The sequence below is a fragment of the Streptomyces sp. NPDC033178 genome (genome assembly GCF_055577685.1).
Genome location: NZ_JBVIPT010000007.1, coordinates 143,638 through 163,594 on the forward strand (window position 1 = coordinate 143,638; position 19,957 = coordinate 163,594).

The window sequence follows — 19,957 nt, forward strand, 5'->3', positions numbered from 1 at the left end:
GTTCGCCGAGGGCCCGTAGCACCGGTCGCGGGGATGTTTACGCTGTTCAGAGGCTTGTCGGTCGGAGATGGACGGCCGGGTCGCCGACTCGTCACCCGGGAGGGAAACAGCCCGGAAAGGCCGTCGCCGAAGTCGGAGTTCAGCGGTATCTCCGACCGCGCCTCGCGCTCACCACACTCTGAATTCAGCCCGTCTGTGCAGTGCTCAGCGGACTGGCGGGCAATGAAATTCAACGAGGTCGTGCCGGCGTCGATGTCCCGCCGCGGTGCCTGACCGGAATGCCGGGCGGCTGCGCGGCGGGGGCATCTCTTACCGCGACAGAACGATCCGGGCGACCGCGACCGCGCTGTCGGTGTTCCACGGGGTACGGGTCACCCGCTGACCTGGTGGCCCTCCCGCGTGCGCAGGCCCGCCGCCTCCGCGATGACGCGGGCCGTGCGCAGGCCCTCGCGGTGGGCGCTTCCCGAGTGCGCGGGGCGGCAGCGGCCGAGTTCGGAGGCGTATTCGGCCATGACCGCGCCCGAGTGGTCCGTGGTGAGCACCGTGAGGGGCGCGGGGCGGCCACAGGCGGCCAGGACGGCCTGGAACTCGTGGGCGTTGGCGAAGTCGCAGACCCGGTCCGCCGTGCCGTGCACCAGATGGATGGGCAGCGGCGGGGCGGAGGCACAGACGGCCATCGGAGAGGGCAGGCCGAGCAGCGGCTCGGGCTGGTTGTAGCGGGCGGCGATGCCGACCACGGCGGCCGGGCGCCAGCCCTCCGGCGGGTCGGGGCGCAGGGCCGTCGCCATCGCGGCCCGGCCGCCGAGCGACCAGCCGACGAGGACGACCTCCGCCGGGTCCCGTACGAAGTCCCAGGTGAAGCGGAGGGACGCCGCCAGGTGGGGGCGGCCGCCGTCGGGGGCGTCCGGGTGCCAGTCGGGGACTATGACGGTGGCGCCGAGGCGGGCCACCTCCGCGGCCAGGGCGCCCAGGACGTCCCGCTCGGCCGGGCCGCGCCCGTGCCAGAGCAGAACCGTCGGGGCGTCCGGGGCGGCGGCGCGATGGATGTCGAGGAGCTGACCGTCGGAGGAGTAACGGACCGTGTCCATGACTGCGGTGCTCATGGGGTTCCCCTTGTCTCAGCGGCCCGCGACCCGGTCGGCGATACGCGCGATCCGGGACGACTGTGCGGCATGGGTGGTGAGTTCGCGGCGGTCGGCGGCTCGATACGTCGCGTACATGCCGTGTACCCCGAGCCAGCGGAAAGGCTCCGGTTCCCACTTGCGGACCTTGTGTTCGACCCAGGGGAGGGTGGTGAGGTCGGTCGCCCCCGATTGGCCGGAATCCCTCTGGATCAGGTCCCGGAGGGTGCGGGCGGCGAGGTTGGCCGTGGCGACACCGGAGCCCACATAGCCGCCGGCCCAGCCGAGGCCCGTGGAGCGGTCGAGGGTGACCGTGGCGCACCAGTCGCGCGGGACACCGAGGACGCCCGACCAGGCGTGCGCCACGGCGACGGACGAGAGCTGGGGGAAGAACCGGACGAGGATCTCCCGCAGGGCGCGGACCGTCGACGCCTGCGTACGGCCGTCGTTGTCCGTGCGCGAACCGAAGCGGTACGGGACTCCGCGGCCGCCCAGCGCGATGCGGTCGTCGGCCGTGCGCTGGGCGTACATGTACGCGTGCGCCATGTCACCGAGGGTCTCGCGGCCCTCCCAGCCGACGGACTCCCACTGCTCGGCGGTCAGCGGCTCGGTGGCGATCATCGAGGAGTTCATGGGGAGCCAGGTCCGCCGCTGGCCCTTCAGGGAGGCCGTGAAGCCCTCCGTGCAGCGCAGGACGTAGGGGGCGCGGACCGTGCCGTACGGCGTGACGGCGTGCTTGGGTCTGATCTCGGTGACGGGCGTCGACTCGTGGATCGTGACGCCGAGCGCCTCGACGGCCGCGGCCAGCCCCTTGAGCAGCTTGACGGGGTGCAGCCGGGCGCCGTGCGGGGTCCAGGTCGAGCCGACCGCGTCCGCGACCCGGATCCGCTCGGCGGTCTCGCGCGCGCCGTACAGCTCGCGGTCCTTCTCCCCGTACGAGAGCTCCGTCTCGTGGAAGGCTTTCAGGCGGGCCAACTGGGCCGGTGTGCAGGCGACTTCGAGTACGCCGCCCCGGTGGACGTCCGCGTCGATGTGCTCTTCCTCGGTGACCCGCACGACCTCGGCGACCGTGGCGTTCATGGCCGCCTGGAGGCGTACGGCGGCCTCGTGGCCGTGCAGGCGCGCGTACCGGTCGCGGCCCGCGATGCCGTTGTAGAGCCAGCCGCCGTTGCGGCCGGACGCCCCGTAGCCGCAGAACCGCTGCTCCAGGACCGTGATCCGCAGGAAGGGCGCGGCCTTCTTCAGGTAGTACGCGGTCCACAGGCCCGTGTAGCCGCCGCCCACGATCACCACATCGGCACTCGTGTCCCCGGGGAGGGGCTCACGGGGCGTGGGGAGTCCGTCCTGCGCGTACCAGAACGATATGCCGCCGTTGACTACGGTGCGGGGCCCGTCGGCGGTGCGGGGCGCGTGCGCCGCGCGTGCCGGGTCGGTCCCGCGGTCCGCGTTCTCCGTGCTGCTCATGCGCGGGACGTTAGCTTCTCGGGGTGGCGGGTGTCTCCTTCGGATTCCATGGTTACGTGAGGTGATGGTCATGGTTCGGTATGCGCGGCTGCTGGAGCGGGGCGAGGAGTTCCTGGAGCGGTGGGGGCTGCGGCAGGAGGGGACGCCCATGAGCGGGCAGGTCTCGGTCGTGCTGCCGGTGGTGCTCGGGGACGGCACGCGGGCCGCGCTGAAGCTCCAGGACGTGGACGAAGAGACCGTGGGCGAGGGCCTCGCCCTGCGGACCTGGGGCGGCGACGGCGTCGTGCGGCTGCTGGACGAGGACGTGGAGACGGGCACCCTGCTGCTCGAACGGCTAGACGAGGGGCGGCCGCTGGATGCCGTGCCGGACGTGATGAAGGCCACCACGATCCTCGCGGAGCTGCTGGCCCGGCTCACGGCCGTGCCGGCGCCGGAGGGGCTGCGGCGGCTGGACGGGGTCGTCGCGGGCATGTTCGAGCGGTTGCCGGCCGTCCTCACGTCCCTTGAGGGGAAAGGCGACGAGGGCGACCGGCGGCTGCTCGCGGACTGCGCGGCGGCCCTGCGCGAGGTCGCGGGCGAGCCCGGTGACCGGCTGCTGCACTGGGATCTGCACTTCGAGAACGTCCTGGCGGCCGAGCGCGAACCGTGGCTCGTCATCGACCCGAAGCCCCTGGCGGGAGACCCGGGCTTCGAGCTGCTGCCCGCGCTCTGGAACCGCTGCGAGGAGGGGCAGCTGACGCGCCGCTTCGATCTGCTGACGGAGACGCTGGGTCTCGACCGGGAGAGGGCACGGGCCTGGACGCTCGGGCGGGTACTGCAGAACTCGTTGTGGCAGGTGGAGGAGGGGGAGGGGCTGGACGCCGAGCAGGTCGGCATCGCGCGGGAGTTGCTCGGGCGTTGAGGCGGGGCTCGGGCCTGGGAGCTGGGGTCCTGGGGCGGGGCCGGGGCTTGGGCGTCGGCTCCGGTCGGCCGCCGGAATATTGGCTCTGGCCGGCGGCAGCGCTGTCGTAGCCTGCCCGCATGATTCGTACGGCGACTCCCGCAGACGTGCCCGTGATCCACTCCATGGTCCGTGAACTGGCCGAGTACGAGAAGGCGTTGGAGGAGGCCGGAGCCACCGAGGAGCAGTTGCGCGAGGCGCTCTTCGGGGAGCGGCCGGCCGCGTTCGCGCACATCGCGGAGTCGGCGGACGGCGAGCCGGTCGGTTTCGCGCTGTGGTTCCTCAACTTCTCGACCTGGCGCGGCGTGCACGGGATCTACCTGGAGGACCTGTACGTACGGCCGCAGGCGCGGGGCGGTGGGTACGGGAAGGCGCTGCTCGGGGAGCTGGCACGGATCTGTGTGGAGCGTGGGTACGAGCGGCTGGAGTGGTCCGTCCTCAACTGGAACAAGCCGTCCATCGACTTCTACGAGGCGTTGGGGGCCCGGACACAGGACGAGTGGACGGTGTACCGGCTCACGGACGGGGCGCTCGCGGAGTTGGGGCGGGGCGCCCGACGCTGAGGGGCGACGGCGGAGGGTTGGGCGGGGTCACGGTTCCAGGACCACCTTGCCGATGGTGTCCCGGGTTTCCAGGGCCCTGTGTGCGGCAGCCGCCTGCGCGAGCGGGAAGCGCTGGACGGCCGGGGTGAGGCGGCCTTCGGCGGCCTCGGCGAGGGCGCGGAGCTCCAGGGTGCGGACGGGGTCGGGGCCGCCGGTCTTCCGCATCATCACGGGGCCGAGGACCGATTCGGAGACTCCCTCGACGAGGTACGGGGTGCCGTCGTGCAGGCCGGCGCCCGACCAGCCGAAGACCAGGTGTCTGGCGTCGGGCGTGTGCGGGGTCGTGGTTGTGCCCGGGGCGGAAAGCAGGGCCACCGACTTGCGGGCCGTGTCGCCCCCCACGCCGTCCAGGACGATCGTGGCCGGGCGGTCGCCGAGGAACCGCCTCACCTGGTCCGGCCAGTTCGGGTCCTTGTAGTCGACGGCCAGGTCCGCGCCGTTCTTCTCGACCCGTGCCACCTTCTCGGGGCCTCCCGCCAGGCCGATCACGGTGGCGCCCGCGTGCTTCGCGTACTGCACGAGGAGGGTGCCGATGCCGCCCGCCGCGGCCGGGATCACGGCAACGGAGTCGGGGGTGAGGTCGGCGAACTGGAGGATCCCCATCGTCGTACGGCCCGTGCCGATCATCGCGACGGCCGCTGCGAAGTCCAGGTTCGCGGGGATCTCGTGGAGCCGGTCCACGTCCGTGACGGCCAGTTCGGCGTAGCCGCCCGGGTTGAAGCCCAGGTGGGCCACGACGCGCTTGCCGAGCCAGAGGGCGGCGACTCCCTCGCCGAGGGACTCGACCGTGCCGGCGACCTCGCGGCCGGGGATCGTGGGAAGCGCGGGCAGCTCGGGGAGCGGGCCCTTGATGCCCGCCCGGATCGCCGTGTCCAGGAGGTGTACGCCCGCGGCGGCGACCTGGATGCGGACCTGGCCGGGGGCCGGGCGGGGGGCGTCCGTTCGCTCGTACGTGAGGTTCTCGGCCGGGCCGAAGGTGTGGAGACGGATGGCTTGCATGGTGCTCCTTGGGTGGGGCGGGGTGGGGCGCGAGTGGGGTGGGTGGGGCTGTCGGTTCTGGGGTTCGGGCTCGGGCTCGGGTTGGGGTTGGGCTCGGTTTGGGGTTGGGGATTGGGGTGGTGGCGCGGTGGGCTGTCATCAGCTTTCAACCTCAAGCGTGCTTCAGGTCAAGGCTCGACCTGGTTCGGCTGCCCAGTGCCAGCGACACCGCTTCCAGCGCGCTGTTGAACGACACCTCGGAGAGCACGCCGGGGGCCGCGACCTGGTCGCCCGCCAGGTAGACGTCGTTGCCCCGGTCGATGCGGGGGCGGTCGCGCCAGCTCGTACCAGGCAGGTCCACCGCGCCGGTGCGGCCGTTCGCGAGCGCCTCGCGGCGGTACGTCACGCGATCGCGCCAGGCCGGGAAGGCCAGGTCGAGGAGTTCCTCGGCGCGGGCGACGCCGTTCGCGCGGGACTCGTGCGGGGCGAACGGGATCTGGCCCTGGAGGAGCTGTTCGCCGGCCGGGGCGAGCGTGCGGTCCTGGGCCGTGAACCGCTCGATCCAGCCCGGTGCGTCGAGGTCGGAGACGGCGAACGCGTCGCCCCTGCGGGTACGGACCGCCAGGTCGATCAGGGCCGTTCGGCCGCTCGTCCAGGTCAGGGAGCTGTCCTTGAGCAGGTTGCGGGCGGCGTCGAGGGAGGTGGCGACGACGACCGGGCCGTGGTCGCCCGGGAGTTCGCTGACGCGGGCCAGGGTTTCCACTCGTACGCCGAGGTTCCAGGCCCGGGCCGCCATCCTGTCGATCACGCTCGCCCAGCCGCCGCGCGGGTAGTGCGCCTCGGGGGGCAGCTTTGTCGCTCGGCGCAGGCGTTCCTGCACGAACGCGGCGGAGAGGGCGCCCGGGTCGTGGTGGAAGACGGCGACGGCGGAGTAGTGGGCTGCCGCGGTCGCGCCTTCCTCGCCCGCGATGTTGGTTGCCCAGGTCTTGAAATCCTGGTCCACGGGGGCCTGTTCGGCTGTGCGGCGGAGGAGTTTGAGCATCGCGAACGGTGGGGTGCGGCGGAGTGCGCCCTTGTGGCGGAGGCGGAGGCGGGCGGCCTCCAGGGGTGGGAGCGGGGCGAGTTCGCCGATCAGGTCGCGTTGGCTGAGCCAGGTCCAGTGGGGGCCGCCCTTGTAGAGGGCGTGGGGGCCCTCGTTCGTCCTGTACGGGCCCTCGGCGGTGCGGGCTCGGCCGCCGAGGGTGTGATGGGCTTCGTACACGGTGACCTTGGCGCCTGCTTCCGCGGCGGTGATGGCCGCGGTGAGGCCGGCGAAGCCGCCGCCGACGACTGTGATGCGGTGCGTGCGGTGCGTGCGGTGCATGGGCTTGGGTCTCCTCTGGTCCGGGGCTGCGTTCCGGGTGCCTGGGGTCCGTTGGGCGGTTCCTCTCCTCTATGACTCCTCGGAGGCGTCGGAATGTGACATCGGGGGGTGTTCTGGCTGGTCAAGTGGGTTGTCAGTGGGTGGGTGCAGGATGGGGGGCATGGTGAGGAACGTGGCGAAGGCGAAGGCCGGGGCGGGGGTCAAGGCGGCTCGGCGGCCCGAGGTGCGGTTGCCGCCGCTTGAGCCCTTTGGGGGTGGGGAGCTGGAGCCCGACGGGGACTATGACGGGCTGCGGTTCAGCGACGTCGACTTCGTGGGGCAGGACGGTGGGGGTGCGCGGTTCATGGACTGTGCGCTGACGGGGTGCGCGGTGGACGAGACGCGGCTGCACGGGGCGCGGGTGCTGGACTCCGTGCTGAGCGGGATCCGGGGGGTGGGTACGGATCTTGGGTCTTCGACCTTCCGGGACGTGGAGGTTGTCGATGCCCGGCTGGGTGGGGTCCAGTGGCACGGGGCCGTGCTGGAGCGGGTCGTCGTGCGCGGGGGGAAGATCGACTACCTGAATCTGCGGGAGGCCCGCCTGAGGGATGTCGTGTTCGAGGGGTGTGTGCTCGTCGAGCCGGACTTCGGGGGTGCCCGGCTGGAGCGGGTGGAGTTCGTGGACTGCGTACTGAAGGGGGCGGACCTCAGCGGGGCGACGCTCGTGGACGTCGATCTGCGGCGGGCGGCTGAGGTGTCGTTCACGCGGGGCGTCGAGCGGTTGGCGGGGGCCGTGATCAGTCCGGCTCAGTTGATGGATCTGGCGGGGGTGTTCGCGGCGGAGATGGGAGTTCGGGTGGTGGGGGTGGAGGTCTGAGCGCGCCGGCCGGTGGGGTGGGGCGCGGTCCGTGCCGGTACGTCGAGCCCGCCGCCTCCGGGTATACGGCCGCGGTTTTGAGGGTCCCGCCTCCTGGAGGAGCCGTACGCGGCGGGCTTTCGACGTACCGGCACGGCCCGCGCCCGTGAGTTCGGCGGCTGCGGCACGGCCCACTCCCGTGTGTATGCGGCGCCGAGCACACTCAGCCCGTCCGGCGTTTGAGGACGAGGCCGTTCAGGCCGATGGGGGTCTGGGGGCGGAGCCTCCAGGGGCGGCACGCTGAGAGCTACGGCAACCTGGGGAAGCGGGCCTCAAGACTCCAGATCGCCGGGTTTTCGCGGAGCGCCTCGTGGAGGTCGGTGAGGTCGGCCAGGAGGTCGTGCAGGAAGTCGCGGGCCTCGCGGCGGAGTTCGGCGTGGGAGAAGGTGAGCGGGGGCTCGTCACCGGGCATCCAGTCGGACTCGATGTCGACCCAGCCGAAGCGGCGCTCGAAGAGCATGCGGTCGGTGGACTCGGTGAAGTCGAGTTCGGCGCGCTGGGGGCGGGAGGCGCGGCTGCCGAGAGGGTCCTTGTCGAGTTGCTCGACGATGTCGCACAGGGCCCACGCGAAGTCGAGTACGGGCACCCATCCCCAGCCTGTGGACAGCTCGCGGTCCGCCTTCGTGTCGGCGAGATAGACGTCCCCGCAGAAGAGGTCGTGGCGGAGGGCGTGGACGTCCGCGCGGCGGTAGTCGGTCTGCGGGGGATCCGGGAACCGGGCGGAGAGGGCGTAGCCGATGTCGAGCACGTGGGTGATGGTGTCACGTCGTCTTAGGATCACCGTCGTGCCCCGATCTGTGCCCGTTGGTCCAGCGACCGTCGCCGTTCTGCTCGTGCTCGCTCTCGTCGGCTGTGACGGAGGGGTGAAGGGGAGGGCGGGTGCGCCCGGGGTGCGGGATCCGTATTTTCCCAAGGCCGGGAACGGGGGGTACGACGTCACGCACTACGTCCTGAGCCTTGAGTACGAGCCGGAGGCGCGTCGGCTGGCGGGGAAGGCGGAGATCACGGCTCGGGCGGAGCAGGATCTGAGTGCGTTCGATCTTGATTTCAAGGGGATGAAGGTCGAGTCGGTGGAGGTGGCGGGGGAGGCCGCGCGCTTCAACCGCAGTGGAGGGCAGGAGTTGGTCGTCCGGCCGCGTGACGATCTTGATGAGGGGTCCGTGTTCACCACGGTCGTTCGCTACTCCGGTTCGCCGGAGACGATCACCGATCCGGACGGTTCGGAGGAGGGCTGGCTGCGGACGGAGGACGGTGCCCTCGGGCTGGGGGAGCCGACCGGGTCCATGGCCTGGTTCCCCGGGAACCATCATCCGAGCGACAAGGCCACGTACGACATCACGGTCACCGTGCCCGAGGGGCTGAAGGCCGTGTCCAACGGTGAGCTGCGGAGTGAGGTGACGAGGCGGGGGCGTACGTCGTTCGCCTGGCACGTGGGGGAGCCGATGGCCTCGTATGTGGCGACGGTCGCGGTCGGGGAGTACGAGGTGCGCTGGTCGAAGGGGCCGCACGGGCTGCCGGTGTATGTGGCCGTGGATCCCACTCAGGCGAAGGCGAGCCGCGAGGTGCTCGGTCGCATTCCCGAGGTCATGAAATGGGCCGAGCTGAATTTCGGGGCGTATCCCTTCTCGTCGGTGGGGGCGATCGTCGAGCGGGAGGACGACGCGGGGTATGCGCTGGAGACACAGAACCGGCCCGTGTTTCCCGGGGCCCCGAGTGTCGAGCTGCTCGTCCATGAGCTGGCCCACCAGTGGTACGGGAACTCCGTCACCCCGAAGACCTGGCGGGACATGTGGCTGAACGAGGGCTTCGCGACGTACGCCGAGTGGCTGTGGGCGGAGGACCACGGCGGTGACTCGGCCCAGGACGTTTTCGATGCCCTGTATGAGGGCGACTACTTCGACAGCCGGGAGGACAGCGACGCCGTCTGGGCCTTTCCACCCGCGAAGCCCCCGAGCGCGGCCCGTATCTCCGACAGTCCCGTGTACGAGCGGGGCGGGATGGTGCTGCACAAGATCCGCCAGAAGGTCGGCGACGACACCTTCTACGACATCGTCCAGGGCTGGGCCGCCACCCGCCGCCACGGCAACGCGGACACGGACGACTTCACGGCGTACGTGGAGAAGAAGGCCCCGGACAAGGACTTCTCCCGGATCTGGACGGACTGGCTGTACGGGGACGGCAAGCCGGACAGGCCCTGAGATCAGCCTCTCGCGCTGCTCGTGCGTTTTGCCTGGAACAGGTGCTCGCTAGCGCAGGATCTTGCGCAGTACCGCGCAGGGGCGGCCCAGTTGGCGGTCCTTGCGGTGGCCGATGGTCTCGTAGCCGATGGTCGTCCAGAAGGCGAGGGCCGCGGGGTTGTTGTCGAGGGCGGCCAGGCGGACGGCGTCCCGGCCCGCCTCGCGGAAGCGGTTCTCGATGTGGGCCGCCAGCTGCCGGCCGTATCCCTTGCCCTGCTGTTCCGCGTCCACCAGCAGCAGGCCGATCCAGGGGTCCGGGTCGGCCGGGTCGGGGTGGTGGGCGAGGGTGATCGCCACGGCGATGAGCCGGCCGGCGCCGCGGGCCAGTAAGACGTCCACGTCCGGGTTCGTCAGTTCGTCGGCCAGAGCTGCTGCCACTTGCTCCGGGCGGATGTCGTGCGGGTCCGGGAACTCGCCGCTGAGGGCGTAGAACTCGTGGTTCGACGCGTAGAGAGCGGTGAGTTCGGTGAGGAGCGGGCCGGGGAGGTCGTGGTCCGGCGTGAGGGCGAGGGCTTCGATGATCACTCGCGGCAGGTTAGCCGGGCGAGGGCGTGCGGGCGGGGTGCGCGGACGCGGAGGAGCCCCCGGTCCGGGCGTGCCGGATCGGGGGCTCCTCCGCTGCCGTTCAGGCGGGGTTCGGGCGTCAGACGTTGACGCCGAAGTCCTGGGCGATGCCCGTCAGGCCGGACGCGTAGCCCTGGCCGACCGCGCGGAACTTCCACTCCGCGCCGTTGCGGTACAGCTCGCCGAAGACCATGGCCGTCTCCGTGGCCGCGTCCTCCGAGAGGTCGTAGCGCGCGATCTCGGTGCCGCCGGCCTGGTTCACGATGCGGATGTACGCGTTGCGGACCTGGCCGAAGTTCTGCGACCGGGTCTCCGCGTCGTAGATGGAGACCGGGAAGACGATCTTGTCGACGTCGGCCGGGAGGCCGGCCAGGTTGACGTTGATCGCCTCGTCGTCGCCGGCGCCCTCACCCGTGCGGTTGTCGCCGGTGTGGACGATGGTCTGGTCCGGGGTCTGCTTGTTGTTGAAGAAGACGAAGTGGGCGTCCGAGTAGACCTTGCCCTCGGGGTTGACCGCGATGGCCGAGGCGTCCAGGTCGAAGTCGGTACCCGTGGTGCTGCGGACGTCCCAGCCGAGGCCCACGGTGACGGCGGTCAGGCCCGGAGCCTCCTTGGTGAGCGAGACGTTGCCACCCTTGGACAGGCTTACAGCCATTGTTGGGAGTCCTTCCCTCGTTTGACGTACGTACGGGTCGTGCGGTCCTGCGGTTGTGCTGTCCTGCGGTCCTGCGCGTCGGGCTTCGTACGGGACGAAGCTACCGGCACCCCTATGAACGCCGAAGGGGGTCCCCAGGGTTCCGCACCTCTTTACTTTCTTTACCTGGCCTCCTGGAGGGGTGTGGCGGCGCGCCGAAAAACGGGTGACGTGGACCGGACGGGCAAGGGACCATGGGGGCATGTCCGGTCCCTACGTCATCCGTGGCTCCGTCTCGCTGCCCGAGGCCGAGCTCATGTGGCGTTTCTCGCGGTCCTCCGGGCCGGGCGGGCAGCACGTCAACACCTCCGACTCCCAGGTCGAACTGCGCTTCGACCTGGCGAAGACGGAGGCGCTGCCGCCGGTGTGGAAGGAGCGGGCCCTCGCCAGGCTGGCCGGGCGGCTCGTCGACGGTGTCGTCAGCGTGCGTTCCTCCGAGCACCGCTCCCAGTGGCGCAACCGCGAGACCGCGGCCGTCCGGCTCGCCTCACTGCTCGCCGAGGCCACCGCCCCGCCGCCGCGGGCCCGCCGCGCCACCCGCATCCCTCGTGGGATCAACGAGCGCCGGCTGCGTGAGAAGAAGCAGCGCGGAGACATGAAGCGGGGGCGTTCCGGGCGCGACTGGACCTGAGGGCCCCCGCGTCCTGGATCCCGGCACCCGCGTCCTCTGTCACATCCGCCCTCCGTGGTCCGTCAACTCATCGACGGGCCGCGGAAGAGCGCGGAAACAGCGGTGGCAGAGGAGTTGCGACGCATGAGCGGGGACGAATTTCCGACACCGAAAGAAAAGCCCGAAGGAAAGTCGGAAGCCGGGCCGCAAGGCAAAAGGAACAGCCGTGGGAACGACGGCTCGAACGGCCGTCGCGGCAGCCTTGGGAGCGGCCTTGGGAGCGCGGACGGTACCGAAATTCTCGCCCTGCGGTTCGAAACGCACCGTGCCCGTCTGCGAGCCGTCGCCTACCGCATGCTCGGTTCGCTCGCCGAGGCCGACGACGCCGTTCAGGAGGCCTGGCTCAGGCTCAGCCGGTCGGACACCGCTGAGGTCGTGAACCTGGGCGGCTGGCTGACGACCGCGGTCGGCCGGGTCTGTCTCGACATGCTGCGCTCCCGCCGGACGCGCCGCGAGGAGCCGCTGGACGAGCGGCCGGGCGAGCTACCGGGCGTACGGATGCCGGAGCCGGTCCTCGCGCCCGTCAGCGGGGGCGACCCCGAGCAGGAGGCGCTGCTCGCCGACTCGGTGGGTCTCGCCCTGCTCGTCGTCCTGGAGACCCTGAGCCCGGCCGAGCGGCTCGCCTTCGTGCTGCACGACCTGTTCGCCGTGCCCTTCGACGAGGTCGCGACCGTGGTGGGGCGCTCACCGGCCGCGACCCGTCAGCTCGCCAGCCGCGCGCGGCGCCGGGTCCAGGGCGGCGCGCCCGCGCCCGACGCCGATCCCGACCGGCAGCGGGAGGTCGTGGACGCGTTCCTGGCCGCCGCGCGCGACGGTGACTTCGACGGTCTCGTCGCGGTGCTCGACCCGGATGTGGTGGCACGGTCCGGGGCCGGTGTGACGACCGGCGCGGCGGCCGTGGCATCCGGCGCGATCACGTTCGGGCGGCTGGCCGCGGTCGGGCGGCCCGCACTGGTCAACGGGGCCGTCGGCGTCGTGGGCCTCATGGAGGGGCGCCTGGTCAGCGTGCTGTCCTTCACAGTCGTGCACGGCCGGATCGCGGTGATCGACATCGTCCGCGAGCCGGAGCGGCTGGCCGGGCTCGACGTCACCTTCCTGGAAGGGTGAGGCGGACCGCCGCCACCCCACCCGCCGCCACTTCCGCGGCCGTTACCCCAACTGCCGGTACCGGCCGCGGAAGTACGTCAGCGGCCCGCCCTCCGCGTTCGGTGCCGAGGACGTCAGGACCCGGCCGATGACCAGCGTGTGGTCCCCGGCGGTCACCCGCTGTTCGGTGCGGCACTCCAGGGTCGCCAGCGAGCCGCCGATCAGCGGGGCCCCGGACGCCTCACCGCGTACCCACAGGAGGTCCTCGAAGAGGAGACGGTCGGAGATACGGCCCTTCATGGCGAAGCGGCCCGCGATCTGGCGCTGGCTCTCGGCGAGGACGGAGACGGCCCACAGGGGCTGTTCGTCGAGCAGGTCGTCCATGCGGGAGCCCTCGCGCAGGCCGACCATGACGAGGGACGGGTCCAGGGACACGGACATGAACGAGGTCGCTGTCATGCCGACGTCCTCGCCGCTCGGGCCGTCCGGGTCCGGCTGCGGCTCGTGCGCGGTCACCAGGACCACACCCGCGGCCAGCCGGGACATGGCGGCGCGGAACTCGTCGTTGCTCACCCCCTCAGCATGCACGGGCGGGACGGGAGGAGCGGCAGAGGGAGTGTTCAGCACGGGAAGACGCTATTCTCCGGCGTCCGTGCGACACATCGGGCCAGGGGCCGAACCGGGTCCTAGGACCGGGGAAGGAGTGTGACTTGTGCCTCCTACCAGGCGCGCGCACATATCCCACCAATTTGCGTTCAGTAAACGCACGGCGAAAACACAGAAACTCTACTCAATTGTTCATCTTCACCTGTGACTTGAGTCACAGGTGCCATATTTTGTTGACCCTGTGTACCGAGTGGGCAGCGCGCTGTGATTCAGTGGCGGGGACGCTGCGAGCAGTAGGCGATCAGTGGGACCGGCCGGCAGGCGGCCGGTGAGTGACCAGTAGGCGATGAGTACCGACGAGAAGCCTGGATAACTCTGGAGTTGCTGTCGAGCGTCTCGGGGAGAGCGAGCATGGAGAGCGAGTCGGAGCCGTACGTCCGTCTTGCGACCCTGCGGCAGCTGCATCAGGTCATGGCGGACATGAACACGGCCCGCAGCCTGGCCGACACGCTGCAGACCGTCGCCGACGGCGTCGTGACCGGCCTCGGCTACGAACTCGCCTGCGTCAACCTCGTACAGCCCGACGGTGACCTCGTGGTCGCCGCCCTCGCCGGGAACTCCGCCGCCGAGGCGCTCATCGCCGGACGGGTCGGCTCCCGCACCTCCTGGGATCGTCGGCTCACCATGGGCGAGGCGTGGGGCGATCTGCGCTTCATACCGCACACGGAGGGCTGGGTCCTCGACGAGGACGACGTCCCGCAGTGGTACACCGACGGACCCGCACCGCGCTTCGAGGACGAGTGGCACCCCGCCGACCGCCTCTTCGCGCCCATGTACACCCCGGGAGTCCCCGGTGGCTCCTGCGGCGAGCTGATCGGCGTCCTGTCCGTGGACCGGCCGCGCAACGGCCGGCACCCCGGCGCCTGGGGTCGCGAGGCCCTGCAGATGTACGCGTTCCAGGCCGCCATCGCCATCAGCAACGCGCGTCTACGAGCCAATATGCAGCGCGCGCTGGTCCGCCTGGAGCGGGAGCAGCAGGCGCTGCGCGCCAGTGAAGAGAGCTTCCGGCAGGCCTTCGAGTACGCCCCGTCCGGCATGGCGATCGCCGAGATGGGTGGCGACCAGCACGGCCGGATCCTGCGCACGAACGACGCCCTGTGCCGCCTCCTGGGCCGCCCCGCCTCCTCGATGCGCCGCTACTCCTTCTCCGACCTCGTCCATCCCGAGGACATCGGCACCCTGTTGCGGACCTCCGCCGAGGGCGGGCGCGCCGAACTCAGACTCTGTCGCCGCGACGGTACGTACCTCTGGGTGTCGCTGCGCAACAGCGTGGTCGCGGACGCCGCCGACGGGCCGCGGTTCCTGCTCACCCACGTCGAGGACATCGAGGACCGCAAGCGCCGCGAGCTGCAGCTCGCCCACCGGGCCTCGCACGACTCGCTCACCGGTCTCCCCAACTCCGCCGAGCTGCGCTCCCGGCTCGGCGCCCGGCTGTGCGCGCGGCCCGCGGCGATCGAGCCCGGCGTGGTCGACACCATCGACGCCGCGTACGGGCACGGGCCGGCCGAGCACACCGCGGTCGGCGTGTACGACGCGAACGGGCACGGCTTCGACTACCGGCCGGGCCCCGAGGCGTTCGACGCCTACGACCACCATGTGCACACCGTCGCCCCTGAGGGCGAGCGGGACGACGGGACGAAGGGGCTCGCGGTCCTCTTCTGCGACCTCGACGGCTTCAAGTCGATCAACGACCGCTTCGGGCACAACGCCGGCGACTCGGTGCTGATCGAGGTGGCCCGGCGGCTCGGCGGCGCCGTGCGCGACGGGGACACGGTCGCGCGGCTCGGCGGCGACGAGTTCGTGGTGCTCGCCGACGGCCTCGGCCGCGCCGACGCGCAGGACCTCGCGGTACGCCTGAGAAACGAGATCATCCAGCCCATCAGGGTCGACGGCCGGGCCATGCGGGTCGGCGCCAGCTTCGGTATCGGGTGGGCACACTGCGGCATGACGGCGGACGAGGTCCTGCAGTCCGCCGACGAGCGGATGTACATAGAGAAACGGTCTCGTCCCAAAGCGCACAGGCGTGCGGGCTGATCCGCAGGTCAGCGATGCGATGCGAGCTGAGTCACCCGTTTGGGGCAGCGGAAGCGGGTAGGCTCGCCTTTCGATCCCCAGTACCGCATCTGAACCGCACCCGCTAGGAGACCTAGGGATGACGCCCGGCAACAACGGCGCGAGCACGCCCGAGGACGACGACCCGTTCGGCTATCTGTACGCCGACGGGCAGGCCGCCGGAGCCCAGCCGCCGAGCGGCGGAGGTGGCTACGGCTACCCCGGCTCGGTCAACAGGGTCCGGCCGGTCGGTGAGCGCCAGTACGGCCAGCCCGCCGCGCCGACCGCCCCCACCGCGCAGTACGGACAGGTGCCCCAGCAGCAGGGGACGCACGGCCAGCCGAACGCGAACTACGCGGCGCCCGAGGCCTTCCCCGGCGCCGAGCCCACCACGTACCAGCCGCTGCCCGACCAGGGCCATGGCCACGGTGGCGGCGGTCGGGGCCGCGGTCCCAACACCAAGGGCCTGCTGATCGGTGCCGTCGCCGTCGTGGCGGCCGTCGTGGTCGGCATCGGCATCGCCATGCTCGGCGGCGACTCGGACGACGACAAGGGCGGCGAGGCGACGGGCTCGACCCCGTCGGCCGTCGACAGCGCCGAGCCGAGCAAGGAGCCGACGAAGCAGGCCGCGGACCCGGCCGACCTGCCGGAGATCGACGCGAAGGCCCTGAAGCTGGGCCCCGGTGTGACGACCGCCTCCGACGTGGAGGGCGCAAGCTCCGGCGGCGGCATCTATGTGACGGGCATGAACCAGGTCGGCGCGGAGGTCACCTGGACCGTCAACGGCATCCCCAAGGCAGGCACCTACACCGTCTTCACGCGGTACAGCGTCGCCGGCAAGGACGCCAAGATGACGCTCACCGTGAACGGCAAGGAGTTCGGCAGCAAGCTGAACCTCGGCAACTTCACGGGCGCCAAGGACAACGAGTGGGAGAAGGGCTGGACCGAGACCTACTCCTGGCCCACCCTCACCAAGGGCACCAACACCATCTCCATCTCCTGCCAACAGGGCGACGACTGCAACGTCCTACTGGACCAGCTCCGCCTCAAGGCGGGCCAGGTCAAGGACTAGCGCCCCGCAGGGGTGCAGTCTTTCAGGGGGCGCGGGGAACTGCGCGCCGAGCCCCCACCGCCCCGCAGCCGACACTCCGCCTCTCAAGGGGCGCGGGGAACGGCGCAGTCTTTGGCTTCTAGGGGCGCGGGGAACGGCGCAATCCTTTAGGGGGCGCGGGGAACTGCGCGACCAGCCCCCACCAACCCGCAGCCGAACATCCCGCAGCCGAGCGGAGCGCTCACGCCGCCGCCGCTTCCCCCGTCACAGACACCCGCCCCACCAACTCCTCATAAGCCGACCGGTCGAACTCCCCCGCCACCGGCGCCAACACGGTCGCCGCGGACAACGCCACCGCCCGGGCCAACCGCTCCGGCCACGGCAACTGTTCCACCAGCCCCGACAGAAGCCCCGCGACCACGGAGTCCCCGGCCCCCGTCGGGTTCCCGCGGACCCGGCGAGGCGGGGCGGCCCGCCAGTCACCGTCCGGGGTGCGCGCGAGCAGCCCCTCCGCGCCCAGCGAGGCCACCACAGCATGCGCGCCCCGCCGGCGCGCATCCCGCGTGGCCCGCGACACCTCATGCGCCCCGGTCAGCTCGGCCAACTCGTCCGCGTTCGGCTTGACGATGTCGGGCCGCGCGGCGACCCCCCGCCGAAGCGGCTCCCCACTCGTGTCGAGCAGCACGGGCACAGCGAGCGACCGGGCCACGCGCACAAGCCCGGCGTACGCCCCCACCGGCACCCCGGGCGGCAGACTCCCGCAGAGGGCCACCGCAGAAGCTGACCGCAGCAGATCCTCGTACGCCTCCTGGAAGGCGGACCACTCGGCCGGGGCGATCGACGGGCCCGGCTCGTTGAGTTGAGTCGTGTCACCGGTCGCCGTGTCGGCCACCGCGATCGTGCGACGGGTCGCACCCGCCACCGGGACCAGCGCGTCCACCACACCCGGTGTGTGCGTGAGCCCGTCCTGGATGGCCCGCCCGGTGGCGCCACCCACGAAGCCCGTCACGGTCACCTCGTGACCGAGGGCGGCGAGCACCCGGGCCACGTTCAGGCCCTTTCCGCCCGGCCGTTCGATCACCTCGGTGACGCGGTGCGAGGTGTGCGGTCGCAGTCCCCGTACGCGATAGGTGATGTCGAGAGCGGTGTTCAGCGTGACCGTGAGGATCACCTGGGCCGGCCTCCCTCGAAGAGATTCGTCAAGTGGACGCGTGGAACGCGCTTGCCGGTTGTTCCGGAGGCCCGATCATGCCAAAGGGAACGGCGGTCGGCCCAGTCCTGAGGGCCAACCGCCGTACGGCAACAGGAGTGTGAATCACCCCAGTTGGGGATCCACCACCCATTCGCCCCGGCGCATCACGCCCTTGAGCTCGAAGTCGGCGTCCAGCACCACCAGGTCCGCGTCCTTGCCCGGCTCCAGCGAGCCCACCCGGTCGTACAGGCCCAGTGACCTGGCCGGATTGGCCGCGATGGCCGAGACGACGTCCTCGATCGGCAGCCCGTCCACGGTCACCGCGCGCTTGAAGGCCCGGTCCAGCGTGAGCGTGGAGCCCGCGATCGAACCGCCCTCCACGAGCCGCGCCACACCCTCGCTGACCTCGACCTCCAGCGGACCGAGCATGTACCGCCCGTCGCCGAAGCCCGCCGCGTCCATGGCGTCCGTGATGAACGCCACTCGGTCGCCGCCCGCGTGATGGAACGCCAGCTGGAGGGAGGCCGGGTGCAGATGGACACCGTCGTTGATCAGCTCGACCGTGACCCGCTCGTCCTCAAGGAGAGCCGCGATCGGACCGGGGGAGCGGTGCCCGAGCGTGGGCATCGCGTTGAAGAGGTGCGTCGCCACGGTCGCGCCCGCGTCGATGGCCTCCACCGTCTGCTCGTACGTGGCGTCCGTGTGGCCGATCGCCGCGATGACGCCGTGCTCGGCGAGGAGGCGTACGGAGTCGATGCCGCCCGGCAGTTCCGTGGCGAGCGTGACCATGCTGGCCCGGCCGCGGGCCGCGTCGATCAGCTTGCGGACCTCCGCCGGATCCGGATCGCGCAGCAGCTCCTCGGAGTGGGCGCCCTTGCGGCACGGGGAGATGAACGGGCCCTCGAAGTGGATGCCCGCGAGGTCGCCCTGCTCGGCCAGCTCGGAGAGGAGTCCGGCGCGCTGGGCGAGGCCGTCCATGTCACCGGTGACGGTGGAGGCGACGAGGGTCGTCGTGCCGTGCAGACGGTGGGTGTGGATGCCCTTGAGGATCTCCTCGACCGTGCCCGAGGTGAAGGAGGCTCCGCCGCCGCCGTGGTTGTGCATGTCGACGAAGCCGGGGACCAGCCAGTGGCCCGTCAGGTCGATGCGGGGGGTGTTGTCGGGAGCGCTCCCGGCGATGCGGGTGCCCTCGACGATCACGCGGCCGCCGGGCACCGTCCCGGTGGGGAGTACGACGTTGGCGCCGGAGAGGACCACGACGTGCGGGTCGGCGGGGGCTGGTCGCGCAGTTCCCCGCGCCCCTTTCGGGGCGCTGTCGTGAACCCGGTTCATGGTCATCGGGTGGTTACCTCCGAAGCGGGGGTGGAAGCGGAAAGGGTGCTCAGCAGGTCCCAGGCCAGGAGGCCCGCGCCCAGGCAGCCGGCCGTGTCGCCCAGTGCCGCGGGGACGATGGACGGGAGTTTCTGGAAGGTGACGCGTCGCCCGACCGCGGCTCGCAGCGGTGTGAACAAGGTTTCCCCGGCCTCGGCGAGACCGCCACCGATGATCAGGGTGCGCGGGTCCAGCAGGGTGAGCGCGGTGACTAGCCCGTCGGCCAGCGCGTCCACGGCCTCCTGCCAGACCACCAGGGCCCGCGGATCCCCGGACTCGACGGCCTTCGCGCAGTCCGCCGCGTCCGCCTCCGGGTCGCCGGATGCCTCGGCCCAGGCCTCGCTGACCGCCGCGGCGGACGCGAACCGCTCCAGACAGCCGTGCTGGCCGCATGGGCAGGGGGTGCCGCCGGGGCGTACGACGATGTGGCCGATCTCGCCCGCGAAACCGTGCGCGCCCGCCTCCACCCGGCCGTCGATGCCGATCGCGCCCGCGATGCCGGTGCCGAGCGGCACGAACAGGAACCTGTCCGCGCCCCGGCCCGCGCCGATGCGGCCCTCCGCGAGCCCGCCGGTGCGCACGTCGTGGCCGAGGGCGACCGGGACCCCGCCCAGTCGCGCGCTGATCAGGTCCCGCAGGGGTACGTCGCGCCAGCCGAGGTTGGCCGAGTACGCGGCGATGCCGCGGTCGGCGTCCACGATGCCGGGCACGGCGACGCCGACGGCCGCAGCGGGCTCGCCGAAGTGGCGCTCGCCGTGCGCGCGCAGGTCGGCGGCGAAGGCGAGGATCGACTCGACGACGGAGTCCGGACCGTGCTCGCGGCCCGTGGCACGGCGGGCCCGGTGCAGCACGGGGGGTATCCCCCCGGAGCGCGCGGCGTCGACCGCCCCCACGAGGGCGGCCTTCATCCCGGTGCCGCCCACATCCAGGGCGATGACATGTCTCACGGGTACAGTGTCGCCCCTTACCCCGTGAGAGGTCTAGTCCACTCACGTGGTGTAGACCTTAGAG

19 protein-coding genes are annotated in these 19,957 nt (G+C 71.5%); 8 read left to right on the forward strand and 11 right to left on the reverse strand.

Features of this window, described 5'->3' with window-relative positions; all coding sequences use genetic code 11:
• Positions 1-371: 371 nt before the first annotated feature.
• Together ACZ5VQ_RS19175 and ACZ5VQ_RS19180 are read right to left on the reverse strand one after the other, a co-directional pair.
• Positions 372-1,103, reverse strand: coding sequence for an alpha/beta hydrolase (locus tag ACZ5VQ_RS19175; RefSeq protein WP_469105918.1), 732 nt, complete (start codon positions 1,101-1,103; stop codon positions 372-374).
• A 15-nt stretch (positions 1,104-1,118) separates the two neighbouring features.
• Positions 1,119-2,585: an NAD(P)/FAD-dependent oxidoreductase gene (locus ACZ5VQ_RS19180; RefSeq protein ID WP_469105919.1), complete on the reverse strand. Its 1,467-nt coding sequence runs from the start codon at positions 2,583-2,585 to the stop codon at positions 1,119-1,121.
• Positions 2,586-2,655: 70 nt separating this feature from the next.
• Between ACZ5VQ_RS19180 and ACZ5VQ_RS19185 the strand changes: the two genes are divergently transcribed.
• Together ACZ5VQ_RS19185 and ACZ5VQ_RS19190 are read left to right on the forward strand one after the other, a co-directional pair.
• Complete coding sequence (locus ACZ5VQ_RS19185) at positions 2,656-3,486, forward strand: aminoglycoside phosphotransferase family protein (RefSeq protein WP_469105920.1); 831 nt, start codon at positions 2,656-2,658, stop codon at positions 3,484-3,486.
• Between the two features lie 119 nt (positions 3,487-3,605).
• Entirely contained in the window at positions 3,606-4,088 is a 483-nt protein-coding gene (locus ACZ5VQ_RS19190; protein WP_469105921.1) for a GNAT family N-acetyltransferase, read from the forward strand.
• A 27-nt stretch (positions 4,089-4,115) separates the two neighbouring features.
• On the opposite strand, the gene ACZ5VQ_RS19195 is transcribed toward ACZ5VQ_RS19190, so the two are convergent.
• Complete coding sequence (locus ACZ5VQ_RS19195) at positions 4,116-5,126, reverse strand: zinc-binding dehydrogenase (RefSeq protein WP_469105922.1); 1,011 nt, start codon at positions 5,124-5,126, stop codon at positions 4,116-4,118.
• A gap of 151 nt (positions 5,127-5,277) precedes the next feature.
• The gene (locus tag ACZ5VQ_RS19200) at positions 5,278-6,468 is read right to left on the reverse strand and encodes an FAD-dependent oxidoreductase (RefSeq protein ID WP_469105923.1); all 1,191 of its coding nucleotides are present in this window, start codon (positions 6,466-6,468) and stop codon (positions 5,278-5,280) included.
• Between the two features lie 160 nt (positions 6,469-6,628).
• Between ACZ5VQ_RS19200 and ACZ5VQ_RS19205 the strand changes: the two genes are divergently transcribed.
• A complete protein-coding gene (locus ACZ5VQ_RS19205) occupies positions 6,629-7,324 on the forward strand; it encodes a pentapeptide repeat-containing protein (RefSeq protein WP_362086860.1) in 696 nt (231 codons plus the stop codon).
• 286 nt (positions 7,325-7,610) lie between these two features.
• On the opposite strand, the gene ACZ5VQ_RS19210 is transcribed toward ACZ5VQ_RS19205, so the two are convergent.
• The gene (locus tag ACZ5VQ_RS19210; protein ID WP_143639596.1) at positions 7,611-8,111 is read right to left on the reverse strand and encodes a hypothetical protein; all 501 of its coding nucleotides are present in this window, start codon (positions 8,109-8,111) and stop codon (positions 7,611-7,613) included.
• Between the two features lie 37 nt (positions 8,112-8,148).
• Here ACZ5VQ_RS19210 and ACZ5VQ_RS19215 point away from each other — a divergent pair, with 37 nt between their 5' ends.
• Positions 8,149-9,561, forward strand: coding sequence for a M1 family metallopeptidase (locus tag ACZ5VQ_RS19215; RefSeq protein ID WP_469105924.1), 1,413 nt, complete (start codon positions 8,149-8,151; stop codon positions 9,559-9,561).
• Between the two features lie 48 nt (positions 9,562-9,609).
• On the opposite strand, the gene ACZ5VQ_RS19220 is transcribed toward ACZ5VQ_RS19215, so the two are convergent.
• Both ACZ5VQ_RS19220 and ACZ5VQ_RS19225 read right to left on the reverse strand, forming a co-directional pair.
• A complete protein-coding gene (locus tag ACZ5VQ_RS19220) occupies positions 9,610-10,125 on the reverse strand; it encodes a GNAT family N-acetyltransferase (RefSeq protein ID WP_469105925.1) in 516 nt (171 codons plus the stop codon).
• Positions 10,126-10,243: 118 nt separating this feature from the next.
• Complete coding sequence (locus tag ACZ5VQ_RS19225) at positions 10,244-10,819, reverse strand: TerD family protein (protein WP_306938732.1); 576 nt, start codon at positions 10,817-10,819, stop codon at positions 10,244-10,246.
• 241 nt (positions 10,820-11,060) lie between these two features.
• Here ACZ5VQ_RS19225 and arfB point away from each other — a divergent pair, with 241 nt between their 5' ends.
• The gene (arfB, locus tag ACZ5VQ_RS19230; RefSeq protein ID WP_454352213.1) at positions 11,061-11,489 is read left to right on the forward strand and encodes an alternative ribosome rescue aminoacyl-tRNA hydrolase ArfB; all 429 of its coding nucleotides are present in this window, start codon (positions 11,061-11,063) and stop codon (positions 11,487-11,489) included.
• A gap of 276 nt (positions 11,490-11,765) precedes the next feature.
• The gene (locus tag ACZ5VQ_RS19235) at positions 11,766-12,635 is read left to right on the forward strand and encodes a sigma-70 family RNA polymerase sigma factor (protein WP_469106133.1); all 870 of its coding nucleotides are present in this window, start codon (positions 11,766-11,768) and stop codon (positions 12,633-12,635) included.
• Positions 12,636-12,677: 42 nt separating this feature from the next.
• On the opposite strand, the gene ACZ5VQ_RS19240 is transcribed toward ACZ5VQ_RS19235, so the two are convergent.
• Complete coding sequence (locus ACZ5VQ_RS19240; protein WP_469105926.1) at positions 12,678-13,241, reverse strand: flavin reductase family protein; 564 nt, start codon at positions 13,239-13,241, stop codon at positions 12,678-12,680.
• 390 nt (positions 13,242-13,631) lie between these two features.
• On the opposite strand from ACZ5VQ_RS19240, the gene cdgB reads away from it, so the two are divergent.
• Positions 13,632-15,314, forward strand: coding sequence for a diguanylate cyclase CdgB (gene cdgB / locus ACZ5VQ_RS19245; RefSeq protein WP_469105927.1), 1,683 nt, complete (start codon positions 13,632-13,634; stop codon positions 15,312-15,314).
• 118 nt (positions 15,315-15,432) lie between these two features.
• Positions 15,433-16,404 carry a carbohydrate-binding protein gene (locus tag ACZ5VQ_RS19250; RefSeq protein WP_469105928.1) on the forward strand — a complete coding sequence of 324 codons (972 nt, stop codon included), beginning with the start codon at positions 15,433-15,435 and terminating at the stop codon, positions 16,402-16,404.
• 220 nt (positions 16,405-16,624) lie between these two features.
• Here ACZ5VQ_RS19250 and ACZ5VQ_RS19255 read toward each other — a convergent pair whose 3' ends face one another.
• The 3 genes from ACZ5VQ_RS19255 to ACZ5VQ_RS19265 all read right to left on the reverse strand — a co-directional run bounded on the left by ACZ5VQ_RS19255 (position 16,625) and on the right by ACZ5VQ_RS19265 (position 19,893).
• Positions 16,625-17,554, reverse strand: a complete 930-nt coding sequence (locus tag ACZ5VQ_RS19255; RefSeq protein WP_469105929.1) for a 1-phosphofructokinase family hexose kinase — start codon at positions 17,552-17,554, stop codon at positions 16,625-16,627.
• A gap of 144 nt (positions 17,555-17,698) precedes the next feature.
• Positions 17,699-18,913 carry an N-acetylglucosamine-6-phosphate deacetylase gene (gene nagA / locus ACZ5VQ_RS19260; RefSeq protein ID WP_469105930.1) on the reverse strand — a complete coding sequence of 405 codons (1,215 nt, stop codon included), beginning with the start codon at positions 18,911-18,913 and terminating at the stop codon, positions 17,699-17,701.
• Entirely contained in the window at positions 18,910-19,893 is a 984-nt protein-coding gene (locus ACZ5VQ_RS19265; RefSeq protein ID WP_469105931.1) for an ROK family protein, read from the reverse strand. The genes nagA and ACZ5VQ_RS19265 overlap by 4 nt, the downstream gene beginning before the upstream one ends.
• Positions 19,894-19,957 lie beyond the last annotated feature (64 nt).